Below are 13,223 nucleotides of genomic sequence, written 5' to 3'. Positions count from 1 at the left end.
CCTTTGAGCCGAATCAGGCTTTTTTTAGCCATCCGGCAAACAGACGGGTCACGATGGGCATCCAGAGCCAGACCACCAGCGCGACCACACAGGCATCGTTAATCAAATGCAGCAGAAGTGAGCCTTTCAGGCCAGGAAGCAGCGCACCGGTCACCAGCGGCACGATGTTGGTACTGGGAAAGATGACCAGCAGCGTGATAAGAAACTGTTTCCACTGCTTTGGCTTACGCACATGCGGCTCAGGCGGTGTAAACCAGAACGCCGCTTCGGTACGTACTTCGGTTTTATCGCCTTCAGCCAGCAGCGGTTCAATCTCTTTAACCAGCGCGTTGCGGGTCTCGGACTGCGTCCACGCGTAGAGATGTTCAATGGTGTCGAAGCGGATAATCACCGTCCACAGGTTTTGCCCTTCAGACGGACGGATTACGTTCGCACCAAGATGGCCGGAAAATTCCGCCGCGACAGGCATAATCTTGCCCAGCCACTGTTCATATCGCTCAGCTTGTCCCGGAAGTAACATATGGGTGATCACCAGCGTCACATGTGATGTTTGCGCCATAAAAGTTCCCTGGTCATTGATGGGCGGGAGAACCCCGCCCTGAAAGGTTTACGCTTTGCGCTCTGGCGCACCGTGAACGAGGGTATAGGCATAATCGACGCCCATGCCGTAAGCCCCGCTGTGCTCACGTACCAGGTCCATTACCGCGTCGTAGGTTCCTTTGCGTGACCAGTCGCGCTGATACTCCAGTAGCACCTGCTGCCAGGTCACTGGCACAGCGCCCGCCTGCACCATACGGTCAATGGCACGCTCGTGGGCATCAACGGAGGTACCGCCAGAGGTATCCGTCACCACATAGACTTCGTAACCTTCATCCAGCGCCATCAGTGCCGGGAAGGTCAGGCACACTTCCGTCCACAGGGCTGAAATGATGAGTTTTTTACGGCCCGTCGCTTTGACTGCCGCAACAAACGCATCATCTTCCCAGGAGTTCATGGAGGTACGTTCAATCGGTTTTACATCCGGGTGAACCGCCAGTAATTCTGGCCAGATATAGCCACTAAAGCTTTTCGTTTCTACCGATGTGTAGATAACCGGAACATCAAAAATTTTGCCTGCTTTTGCCAGCGCAACCGTATTATTCTTCAATAATTGACGGTCAATATTGGCCACACCAAAGGACATTTGCGGTTGGTGATCGATAAAAATCAATGCGGAGTTGGATGGATCAATCAGTTCACGAATAGACATAAAAGTACCTTTTAATCAATTAGTTAAAAGCCAACGGTTTGTGTGCTATATGAGAAAGGGCCCTGACTGATAAAGCAAATTGAGTATAGCGAGATTTGATTGAGAGAATATTAAAGATATTTGTCCCCTCTGTTGAATTTAACCGAACAACTTAGGGGAAATATTCTGCAACCGGCATAAGTACCGGTTGCAGATGAGGATTAATGACCGAACCAGACTGACGCGGAAATAGCAGGCAGAGAGAGTATCCCCTCCTGAATAGCACCTTTGCCCTCTTTCAACTGCCACGCCTTCACGTTCAGCAGCGGAGAGCTATCCAGCACCACTTCGCAGGCTTCACCCCGGTTAATGGCTACCAGCACACGCTGCTGGTTATAGACGCGGGCAAACACCACCACGTTATCGTGGGCGTATACCACCTGACAGCCGCCGTAGCGCAGAGCCTGGTTCTGTTTACGCAGTTTCGCCATGCGCTGATACAGACGGAGCAGCGCTTTGTCCTGTTTTGCAGGCTCCCACGGGAAGGTTTTACGGCAGAACGGGTCGTTATTGCCGTCCAGGCCTACTTCATCCCCATAGTAAATGCATGGCACGCCTGGCCAGGTAAAGAGCCAGGTGACGGCCAGCGGCAGACGTGCCACATCCTTGCCGAGCAACGATTTAAAGCGTGCAGTATCGTGGCTATCCAGCTGGTTGAACATACGTAGCTGTTGCTGATGTGACAGGCTGGCACGGTAGTTATCCATCCACACCATGCAGGTTTCCGCGTCGATATGCTGCGGATCGTAGGAGATGTCAGTATTCGCAAGGAAGCCCCACAGCGGGAAGGTAAAGCCGCGATAGTTCATCGCCGCATCTTCCGCATCGGCCTGCAGCCACTGACGCGCATCACCAAAATGCTCGCCAAAGACAAACGCCTCCGGCTGTGCAACTTTCGCGGAACGGGTGATCCCGGCGACATGCTGAAGGTTGTTACGCGCCCCACCGCCTTCCCCCAGCATATGCACCACATCCAGCCGCCAGCCGTCCATGTTCCACGGCGCGTTCAGCCAGTGGCGCACGATACTGTGTTCACCGCCGTAGATTTCGTTGACCAGAGAAGGCGACTGGAAATCCAGTTTCGGCAGGCTCGGGTAACCCAACCAGTCGAGCGCACGGCCATCTTCGTTAAAGCTGTACCAGTCGCGCTGAGGTGAATCCGGGTTGTGGCATGCCCCTCCCATCAACGGGTTATGGCGGTCAAACCAGGCATGAGAATCACCGCTGTGGTTGAACACACCGTCCAGAATCAGGCGCATGCCTTCATTTTTTGTGTTCTCTCTCAGGCGCAACAGCGCCTCATCGCCGCCAAACTGCTCGTCGACGTGGCGATAATCTTCGGTATCGTATTTATGCACGCTTGGGGCTTTAAACACCGGGTTCAGGTACAGCGCCGTGATGCCGAGTTTTTTCAGGTACGGGAGTTTTTCGCTGATACCGTCGAGATCGCCGCCGTAAAACGTCGACCCTCCTGCCCGATCGGTCAGCGGTTCATCCCAGTCTTTCAGGACAATGTCGTGGCCTGCCGCGTGGTGGTAATAGATCTTATCCTGCTGTGCAGTACGCGTTGTGCTGCGCGCGAAACGATCCGGGAAGATCTGGTAAAAGACCTGATCGTTGACCCATTGCGGGCCATTATCCGGGCAATCAACGGCAAACTGCTCCAGCCGTGCGGGCGGAAAACGGCTAAACCCCTGCGGGGCAAACCACAGCTGACGGTTGTTCCACAGCAGTTTGAAACTGTAGCGACGGCGCGGCTGTCCGCTACTTAAGTCGATCCTGGCCTGCCACGCCGTCACTCCAGGCTGCGGCTGACTGCGCTGCTTGTGCATCGTCAGCGACGTTTCTTCATTATCCACTTCGGCGCGCAGCGTCACGCGTTCAGGCTGATTTTCTCCCGCCAGCCAGAGCGTAATCACAAGGTTGTCTTTGCTTTGCTTAACAAATGGGGCAACCGGAAGGTGCCAGGCGTTTAACATCACGAATCCCCTTTGATGAAATTGACGTCACCTTGCCACAGGGTGATTAAGGTTAGCTCATCATGATGTGGTTTATTGGGGGAGGAGGACGGGGGAGGAGGTAAAATAACCCTCTCCCACAGGGAGAGGGAAAAGGGAATTACTGTGCTTCAGCCAGCTGACGGTCGCGGCGACATTTAAACATCCAGCCCACCAGCAGCAGGGCAATCCACGCGAAACCGACGTACAGGGAAATACGGGTATCCGGGTGATAGCCAATCAGGGCAATGATAAAGACCAGGAAGATAAGCCCAGCTACCGTCGTTGGCACGCCGCCCGGCACTTTAAACTTCAGCGCTTTCACATCGGAGGGCGACAGACGGCGACGGAACGCAATCTGCGACAGCAGGATCATGATCCACACCCACACCGTTGCGAAGGTCGCCAGCGACGCAATCACAAGGAAGACGTTCTCCGGCATGATGTAGTTCAGATACACCGAGAACAGCAGCGCAACGGTCATGACCACCACGGTCACCCACGGCGTACCACGGCGTGACGTTTTGGCAAACACCTTCGGTGCACTGCCCTGCTCCGCCATCCCGTGCAGCATACGGCCCACGCCGAAAACATCACTGTTGATCGCCGAAAGCGACGCGGTCAGCACCACAAAGTTCAGAATGCTGGCAGCAAACGCGATCCCCATGTGCTGGAAGGTCAGCACAAACGGGCTGCCGTTGGTGCCCACCTGGTTCCACGGGTAGATAGACATGATGACGAACAGCGTACCCACATAGAACACCAGAATACGCATTGGCACCGAGTTGATGGCACGCGGAATGGATTTCTCCGGATCTTTCGCTTCGCCAGCGGTAATCCCGATAATCTCAATACCACCGTAGGCAAACATCACCATCTGTAGCGACATTACCATTCCGAGCCAGCCGTTACTGAAGAAGCCACCGTTGCTCCAGAGGTTATGGATACCGGTCGGTTGACCACCGTTACCGATCCCCCAGATGATGATACCGAAACCGGCGATAATCATGATGATGATGGTGGCAACCTTGAAGAAGGAGAACCAGAACTCCAGCTCACCAAACACTTTCACGCTCATCAGGTTGACGGCGCAGATGATCAGCACCACGCTCAGCACCCAAATCCAGTGCGGTACCGCCGGGAACCAGACGCCCATGTAAATGCCAAACGCCGTCACGTCGGCAATGGCCACAATCAGGATTTCAAAACAGTATGTCCAGCCGGTGATAAACCCGGCCAGCGGGCCTAAGTTTTCCTGCGCATAACGCGAGAACGAGCTGGCGGAAGGGTTGTGAACCGACATCTCCCCCAGCGCGCGCATGATGATATAGGCCGCTACGCCGCCAATGATGTAGGCCAGCAGAACGCTTGGGCCAGCCATTTTAATGGCATCTGCGGAGCCATAAAAAAGGCCGGTACCAATTGCAGAGCCCAGCGCCATAAAGCGAATGTGGCGAGTGCTTAGCCCGCGTTTGAGTTTGTTATTGCTTTCCATTTAAATCTTGCCATTCAACACGAAAAAAACAAAAAACCACGGGGCCTTAAGCCCCGTGGTTAAACAGTTTGTTGCCGTTGATTAATGAGCGTTCGATGCGACCTGACGCCCTGCAGCACGATCCCAGATAATGGCCAGAACCAGTGCAACAACGGTTGGCATCAGCCAGGCCAGCCCCTGTTCGGACAGCGGCAGACGCTGTGTCCAGGCAGGCAATATTGCACTGAATGCTGATGCTTTAATTCCGTCAAGGATACCAAAAATCAGGCTAATAAACATGGCTGGCGCAATAATTCGCGAAGCATTATTCCACCACGGGCGGGTGAAGCTCAGCACCACCAGCACGATACACGGCGGATAGATAGCCGTCAGCACCGGGATAGAGACCTGAATCAGGTGGCTCAGCCCCAGGTTTGACACCGCCATAGAGAAGATACCCAGGATAAACACCAGCGTACGGTAAGAGAGTGGCAGATACTGCGCGAAGAACTCCGCACACGCACAGGTCAAACCAACCGCCGTCACCAGGCACGCCAGGAAAATCAGTACCGCCAGCAGCAGGCTACCCGCTCCGCCGAAGGTGTGCTGTACGTAAGCATGCAGGATTGCCGCACCGTTCGCGTTCTGATCCACCAGCATCGCGCTATCGGAGCCCAGACGGAACAGCGCCAGATACAGCAGCGTCAGGCCAACACCGGCCATCAGGCCCGCCCAGATAGTGTAGCGGGTCAGCAGACGTGCTTCGGTCACACCACGGGAACGCGCGGCGTTAACGATAACGATACCAAACACCATTGCGCCCAGCGTATCCATCGTCAGGTAGCCGTTCACAAAACCGTTAGAGAAGGCTGCGTTTTTGTACGCGTCCATCGCCTCGCTGATAGGGCCAACCGGCCAGATGATGGCGGCAACAGCCAGCACAATCAGCGCCACAATTTTCATTGGTGCAAGAAAGTTACCCACGGTATCCAGCAGTTTGCCCGGATAGAGGGAAACCAGAATCACGATAGCAAAGTAGATCAGGCTATAGATAAACAGCGGCATCGCGCCATCACCGGTCAGCGGGGCAATCCCCACTTCGAAGGAAACGGTCGCGGTACGTGGCGTCGCAAACAGCGGGCCAACAGCCAGGTAGCAGACGGTTGCCAGCAGGACACCCGCCACTTTGCCAATTGGCGTGCTGAGGCTGTCGACACCGCCGCCAACTTTCGCCAGCGCGATAACGGTCAGCACCGGCAGACCCACGGCAGTAATCAGGAAACCAAACGCAGCTGTCCAGACGTGTTCACCAGCCTGTAAGCCAACCATTGGAGGGAAAATGATGTTGCCTGCGCCAACGAACAGCGCAAATGTCATAAAGCCCAGCGCGATGATGTCACGCGATTTTAAGTGATGGGTCATAAAACCTTACTGCCTGTGGATGTGGTGTTGAAAACATTGAGATTTTCGCTCTCCCCTGGCGGGACAATACAGCGGAAAATTTGCTCAATTTCAGCGGGAAATGCTCCCGTCCTGGCGTGGAGAAGAATAGTTTTTCGATTTACCACGCAAATACAGTCGCTATGACAGTATCTGGGGGGCAATTTAAACGCTTATAACGTTTAAAGGCAAGGTGGGATCGCAAAACCAGAACAAAATGCCAGCATGAAAAAACCAACCAGAATAATACGCTAATTATAAGAAAAACCCACGGCTAATCATGCGAACAAAAAAGCATCAGGCGTATAAAATTCATTCGTGTTTCACCTGACTGCAAAGCAAACGGGCCAGCAATAGCTGACCCGTGGAAAGGTAAGATGACACACCTGCTGTCAGGCGATCTTTTTGGCAATTAATCGTTCCGGGATAACGAAACTGAAGCGGGTTCCCTTCCCAATCGTGCTTTGAATATCAAGACGGCTTTCATGATGATTAACCGCATGTTTCACAATCGCCAGCCCCAGACCACTTCCCCCGGTCTGCCGCGAGCGCGCCTTATCCACACGGTAGAAGCGCTCCGTCAGGCGCGGAAGATGTTCAGGTGCGATCCCCGGCCCATTGTCCTCGACGCTAAACTCAGCGCCCGTCGGAAGATGCTGCCAGCGCACCACAATATGTGTCCCCTCCGGGGTATGATTCACTGCGTTATACACCAGGTTAGAAATGGCACTACGCAGTTCATCTTCACTGCCGAGCACTTTCAGGTTGTTATCGACCTCAAACGTCAGCTGATGTTTTTTATGGCTCAGGGTCTGTGCTTCACGCTCCACCACCCGCAGCATCATCGGTACATCAATGGTGTCATTCAGCGCGAGCGTGGGTGCGGCTTCAATTTTCGATAACGTCAGAAGCTGTTTGACCAGCCCTTCCATCCGGTGCGTTTGCTCACGCATCGTGTGCAGCGCTTTCTCGCGCGGTGCGCCTTCGAGAATTTGCTCCTGCATCACTTCCAGGTAACCCTGCAGCACCGTCAGCGGCGTGCGTAACTCGTGGCTCACGTTGGCAAAAAAGTTGCGCCGAGCTCCTTCCAGCTGGTGCATCTGGGTAACGTCACGCGCCACCATCAGCCACTGTCGTTCGCTGTACGGCATCACGCGGATCTCCAGATGGCGACCGCTGTTGAGCCTCAGGTTATGCGGACGCGTAAAATCACGCTTTTTCAGATACAGCGTGAACTCCGGGTAGCGCAAAAGGTTGAGGATGTTCTGACCGTTATCATCCGGCCAGCGCAGGCCTAGCAGCTGTTGCGCCAGGCCATTACACCAGAAGATCGTCCCCTCTTCGGTGGTCAGAATGACCGCATCCGGCAGTGACTCCGCGCCACTGCGAAAACGTTTGATCAGGCTGCCCAGCTCACGGCGGCGCTTTTTATTACGCATCTGCATCTGGTGCAGACCGTAAAGCAGCGGTTCCCAGCTTCCGTGCCCCGGCGGAGGTGTCATACTTCTGTCCACCCACAGCCACCAGGAGAGGCGCAGTAAGTTCCAGAAATGCCAGATCAGCAACCCGGTGACAGATACCAGCAGAAACCACGGTAAATATCCAACGAAGGCCCCCAGAATGAAGGCCGGTATACAACATAAGATCAGTTCAAAGACGAGCCTTTTCCATGACAGACGTTCCAGCACGCGTCACACTCCTGTCATTGTTCAGAAACGGGTAGAAAAACGATAACCCGTACCACGGACCGTCTGTACCATGCGATCGTGGCCGCTCAGTTCCAGCGCTTTACGCAGGCGGCGGATATGTACGTCAACCGTCCGGTCTTCGACATACACGTTAGTTCCCCAGACGTTATTCAGCAACTGCTCGCGGCTGTATACGCGTTCAGGGTGAGTCATAAAGAAGTGCAGGAGTTTAAATTCGGTAGGCCCCATATCGAGGGGATTTTCGCCGGTCATGACGCGGTGTGAGGTTGGGTCAAGGCTCAGGCCCTGCATCTCAATCACCTCTTCCACCGCCATCGGTGAAATTCGGCGCATCACGGCCTTGATGCGGGCAACCAGCTCTTTCGGCGAAAATGGTTTGGTAATGTAATCGTCCGCGCCGGTTTCCAGACCGCGCACGCGATCTTCTTCTTCACCGCGCGCCGTCAGCATGACCACCGGAATGTCACGGGTCATCGCTTCACGTTTAATGTGCTTGATAAACTGCAACCCGGACCCACCGGGCAACATCCAGTCAAGCAGAATCAAGTCGGGCCAGGGCTCATTCAGCTGGTTCACCGCGCTGTCATAATCTTCCGCTTCAACCGGCTGAAAGCCATTTTGTTCGAGCACGAAGCACACCATTTCACGGATCGGAGCTTCATCTTCTACGACCAGAATACGTCTCGCCATACTTTGCCCTGTCTTATCTTATTTAAGTTACAAGTTTGTAATGCGGCGTCATTATGCGTCAGATTTATGACAGATTTATGAAAAACATTACCACCAGAAATGGCAAACTGTTGTTTTATTACAGCGGTTATTTTCCGTTCCCTGAAAGTTTATAATCCTGCTTTCCATTTTTTGCCACGGATCTCTTATGCGCATACTTCACACCTCGGACTGGCATCTGGGTCAAAATTTTTACAGTAAAAGCCGCGCCGCTGAACATGAAGCATTCCTGAACTGGTTGCTGGACACAGCCCGGTCGCACGAGGTGGATGCGATTATTGTGGCAGGCGATATCTTTGATACCGGATCACCACCCAGCTATGCGCGAGAACTGTATAACCGTTTCGTGGTTAACCTGCAGCAGACGGGCTGCCATCTGGTGATTGTCGCCGGTAACCACGACTCCGTAGCGACACTGAATGAATCTCGTGACATTCTGGCCTTCCTCAATACTACCGTGGTCGCCAGCGCCGGACACGCCCCGCAGATCCTGAAAAAACGCGACGGTACACCGGGGGCAGTGCTGTGCCCGGTTCCCTTCCTGCGCCCGCGCGATATCGTGCAAAGCCAGGCGGGGCTTTCCGGTGGTGAAAAACAGCAGCACCTGTTGCAGAGCATCACCGACTATTACCACCAGCAATATGCCGATGCCTGCACCCTGCGCGGTGAGCAACCGATCCCGGTGATTGCCACCGGGCATCTGACGACCGTCGGAGCCAGCAAAAGTGACGCGGTTCGTGACATTTATATTGGCACGCTGGATGCCTTCCCGGCGCAAAACTTTCCACCGGCCGATTACATTGCGCTCGGGCATATTCACCGCGCGCAGGTCATCGGCGGTTGCGAGCACATTCGCTACTGCGGCTCGCCCATTTCGCTCAGCTTTGATGAAACAGGTAAAGCGAAATCTGTGCATCTGGTGAGCTTTACCGACGGCAAACTCAGCGCCGTTGAGGCGCTTGAGGTGCCCGTCACCCAGCCGCTGGCCGTGCTAAAAGGCGATCTGGCCGCCATCACCGCCCAGCTTGAACAGTGGCGCGGCATCGAACAGAACCCCCCTGTCTGGCTGGATATCGAAATCACCACTGACGACTATCTGCATGATATGCAGCGTAAAATTCAGGCGCTGACGGAAGATCTCCCCGTCGAGGTTTTACTGGTGCGCCGCAGCCGCGAACAGCGCGAGAAAATTCTGCTCGGAGCTCAGCGTGAAACACTCAGCGAACTCAGGGTTGAAGAGGTGTTTGCACGTCGGTTGTCCCAGGAAGAGATGGACGACGCAAAGCGTGCCCGACTCAACGAGTTGTTTACCCATACGCTGCATGCCCTTAATGATGAGGAAGAAAACGCATGAAAATTCTGAGCCTGCGTCTGAAGAACCTCAACTCCCTCAAGGGTGAGTGGAAAATCGACTTTACCGCTGAACCGTTTGCCAGCAACGGGTTGTTTGCCATTACGGGTGCCACGGGTGCCGGGAAAACCACGCTGCTCGACGCCATTTGCCTGGCGCTCTACCACGAGACGCCGCGCCTGCAAAAAGTGTCTCAGGCTCAGAACGACCTGATGACGCGTGATACTGCCGAGTGTCTGGCAGAGGTTGAGTTTGAAGTGAAAGGTATTGCCTACCGCGCGTTCTGGAGCCAGAACCGCGCCCGCAATCAGCCGGAGGGGAACTTACAGGCTCCGCGCGTGGAGCTGGCGCGCTGCGAGGACGGCAAAATTCTGGCCGATAAAGTCACCGATAAACTGGAGCAAACCGCAGCACTCACCGGGCTGGATTACGGTCGCTTTACCCGCTCGATGCTGCTTTCACAGGGGCAGTTTGCGGCATTCCTCAACGCTAAACCGAGCGATCGCGCTGAGCTGCTGGAAGAGCTGACCGGGACGGAGATCTATGGCCAGATTTCAGCGAGAGTGTTTGAGGAACACAAAGCCGCCCGCAACGCGCTTGAGATGTGTGAAGCCCAGGCGGCAGGCGTCGTGCTGTTGAGCGAAGAGCAGCAACAGCAGTTACAGCAAAGTTTGCAGGCACTTACTGACGAAGAGAAAACCCTGCTGGTGCAACAGCAAAGCCAACAGAGTGATTTTCAGTGGCTTACGCGTAATGATGAACTCATGCGTGAACAGCAGCGCGCATCAGCCGCACAGCAGCAGGCGCAACAGGCACTTACAGATGCGGCACCGGAACTGGCCAAACTCCAGCTGGCCCAGCCCGCCACCCAGTTGCGACCGCTGTGGGAACGTCAACAGGAGCAGACCACGCGTCTTACCCAGACCAAACAGCGGATGAGTGAAGTAAATACTCGCTTACTTACAAAAACCTCGCTGCGTTCGCGTATCCGCAACAGCGCTCTGCGCACCCATGAGCAGCTTCAGACCGAACAGACAGCCCTGGCACAGTGGCTGGCTGAGCACGAGCGACTCCGTCAGTGGGGTCAGGAGATTGCTGGCTGGCGCGCGCACTTTTCCCAGCTGGATCGCGACAGAAATCAACTGGCTACACAGTCAGCACGTATTATTGAATTGCGCAAGAAGCTGGAGGCTATGCCAGAAAATGGCCTGACGCTCACGGCGGATGACGTCGCGATAGCAATAGAGCAGCAGACACAGGCGCGGACTTTCCGCCAGCGCCTGACCGCACTTCATGCCCGCTATCAGCCACTGCAAAAGCGGCTGCACCAGAACGCTGAAAGCGTGCAAAAAGCCCAGGCGGAGCAGGCAAAACTTAACGAAACGCTAACGCTGCGTCGACAGCAGTATAAAGAGAAAAACCAGCATTATTCAGACCTGAAGGCGCTGTGTGAGCGTGAAGCAACGATTAAGGATCTGGAAAACTATCGTTCACAGCTTGAAGCAGGTAAACCCTGCCCATTGTGTGGTTCCAGCGAACACCCCGCCATCGAGAAATATCAATCCATTGAGCTAACGGACAATCAGCGCCGCCGGGATGCTCTGGAAAAAGAGGTCGCCTCGCTGAAAGATGAAGGTCTGTTGGTTCTGGGGCAGGTCAATGCCCTGACTCAACAGATCCAGCGTGAAACAGACGAAACACAGACGCTTTCTCAGGAAGAGCAAACACTCACTAAAGAGTGGCTGGATGTTTGCGCATCCTTGAACATTTCTCTGAGTATTCAGGAAGATATTGCCACCTGGATGAACGCACAGGAACACTATGAACGCCAGCTTTATCAACTCAGCCAGCGTCTGACACTGCAAAACCAATTGCGCGAACAGGAAGAGCAGGAGCGTCAGTATCAACAACAGCTGACGTCTACGCGTCAGACACTGGAAAACACCCTTCTCACTCTGTCGCTTAGCGTACCCGACGAAGGTACAGAGGCGACCTGGCTGAACATCCGTGAAACGGAGTTCGCACAGTGGCAGGAGAAACAGACTCAGCATGGCATTATTCAGGAACGCATTAACGCCCTGATCCCACTACTCGACACGCTTCCGGTAGCGGATGCCACAGAGGCCGAACCGGTTATTCCTGAAAACTGGCGTGAGATCCACGACGAATGTGTATCGTTGCAAAGCCAGCTTGCCACGCTGCAGCAGCAGGAAAATCTGGAAAGTGAGCGTTTGCAGCACTCCACAACACAATTTTCCACGGCGCTGGCGGAAAGCTGCTTCGCCGATCGGGAGGCATTTCTGGCCGCTCTGCTTGATGAGGAGACGATCCACCGTCTTGAGCAACAAAAGCAGACGCTGGAAAACCTGCTCCAGCAGGCGACGGCACTGTCCGGACAAGCACACCAGCAGTTGCAGGCACATCATGCGCTGCGCCCGGAAGGACTGGACACCGATGCACAAACCCTGCAGACGCAATTACAACAGCTGGCACAACGGCTTCGCGAGAACACCACTCATCAGGGGGAGATCCGCCAGCAGCTCAAACAGGATAGCGATAACCGCCTTCACCAGCAGGTGCTCATGCAGCAAATTGAAGAGGCGGCTCGTCTGGCAGATGACTGGGGCTATCTGAATTCACTGATTGGCTCCAGTACCGGTGACCGGTTCCGTAAGTTTGCGCAGGGGCTGACGCTGGATAATCTGGTCTGGCTCGCGAACCAGCAGCTCAACCGTCTGCACGGTCGCTATCTGTTGCAACGTAAAGTCAGCGACGCGCTGGAGCTGGAAGTGGTCGATACCTGGCAGGCTGATGCGGTACGCGATACCCGCACCCTGTCCGGCGGCGAAAGTTTCCTGGTCAGCCTGGCGCTGGCGCTGGCGCTTTCCGACCTGGTGAGCCACAAAACGCGGATTGATTCGCTGTTCCTGGATGAAGGTTTTGGCACGCTCGATAGTGAAACGCTGGATACTGCACTGGATGCACTCGACGCACTGAATGCCACCGGGAAAACCATTGGCGTGATCAGTCACGTCGAGGCGATGAAAGAACGTATTCCGGTGCAGATCAAAGTGAAGAAGATCAACGGGCTGGGGTATAGCAAGCTGGATAAGGTGTTTGCGGTGGAGTGAGTGTTGGATCTGTGCGGTCTGATGCCCTCACCCTGGCCCTCTCCCACAGGGAGAGGGAACAAACACTAAAAACAGTTTTGCTTTTACCTTGCCTTACCCTGGTC

General features: G+C 54.7%; 9 protein-coding genes. 2 read left to right on the top strand and 7 right to left on the bottom strand.

Translation table 11 applies throughout. The features are described from left to right. Positions 1-13: 13 nt before the first annotated feature. The 7 genes from ACJ9N4_RS11995 to phoB all read right to left on the bottom strand — a co-directional run bounded on the left by ACJ9N4_RS11995 (position 14) and on the right by phoB (position 8,598). On the bottom strand, positions 14-559 hold the full coding sequence (locus tag ACJ9N4_RS11995) for an antibiotic biosynthesis monooxygenase (RefSeq protein ID WP_182273914.1): 546 nt from the start codon (positions 557-559) through the stop codon (positions 14-16). A 48-nt stretch (positions 560-607) separates the two neighbouring features. Continuing rightward, positions 608-1,249: a hydrolase gene (locus ACJ9N4_RS11990; protein ID WP_182273913.1), complete on the bottom strand. Its 642-nt coding sequence runs from the start codon at positions 1,247-1,249 to the stop codon at positions 608-610. A gap of 200 nt (positions 1,250-1,449) precedes the next feature. Then, positions 1,450-3,267 (bottom strand): maltodextrin glucosidase, encoded by a 1,818-nt coding sequence (gene malZ, locus ACJ9N4_RS11985; protein WP_182273912.1) that lies wholly within the window; start codon positions 3,265-3,267, stop codon positions 1,450-1,452. 139 nt (positions 3,268-3,406) lie between these two features. Further along, the gene (gene proY / locus ACJ9N4_RS11980) at positions 3,407-4,780 is read right to left on the bottom strand and encodes a proline-specific permease ProY (protein ID WP_182919481.1); all 1,374 of its coding nucleotides are present in this window, start codon (positions 4,778-4,780) and stop codon (positions 3,407-3,409) included. An 81-nt stretch (positions 4,781-4,861) separates the two neighbouring features. Then, positions 4,862-6,181, bottom strand: coding sequence for a branched-chain amino acid transporter carrier protein BrnQ (brnQ, locus tag ACJ9N4_RS11975; protein ID WP_182273910.1), 1,320 nt, complete (start codon positions 6,179-6,181; stop codon positions 4,862-4,864). A gap of 410 nt (positions 6,182-6,591) precedes the next feature. After that, entirely contained in the window at positions 6,592-7,887 is a 1,296-nt protein-coding gene (gene phoR / locus ACJ9N4_RS11970; protein ID WP_182273909.1) for a phosphate regulon sensor histidine kinase PhoR, read from the bottom strand. A gap of 21 nt (positions 7,888-7,908) precedes the next feature. Then, positions 7,909-8,598, bottom strand: a complete 690-nt coding sequence (phoB, locus tag ACJ9N4_RS11965; protein WP_003859122.1) for a phosphate response regulator transcription factor PhoB — start codon at positions 8,596-8,598, stop codon at positions 7,909-7,911. Between the two features lie 187 nt (positions 8,599-8,785). Between phoB and sbcD the strand changes: the two genes are divergently transcribed. Both sbcD and sbcC read left to right on the top strand, forming a co-directional pair. Beyond that, positions 8,786-9,991 (top strand): exonuclease subunit SbcD, encoded by a 1,206-nt coding sequence (gene sbcD, locus ACJ9N4_RS11960; protein ID WP_182273908.1) that lies wholly within the window; start codon positions 8,786-8,788, stop codon positions 9,989-9,991. Then, the gene (gene sbcC, locus ACJ9N4_RS11955; RefSeq protein WP_182919480.1) at positions 9,988-13,119 is read left to right on the top strand and encodes an exonuclease subunit SbcC; all 3,132 of its coding nucleotides are present in this window, start codon (positions 9,988-9,990) and stop codon (positions 13,117-13,119) included. Before sbcD ends, sbcC begins: the two co-directional genes overlap by 4 nt. Positions 13,120-13,223 lie beyond the last annotated feature (104 nt).

Source organism: Enterobacter sp. LM3, assembly GCF_046622475.1.
In the GTDB taxonomy this organism is placed as follows: Bacteria; Pseudomonadota; Gammaproteobacteria; order Enterobacterales; family Enterobacteriaceae; genus Enterobacter; species Enterobacter cloacae_P.
The sequence above is the reverse complement of the archived record's forward strand: the minus strand, read 5'-3'. Positions and strand labels throughout refer to the sequence as shown.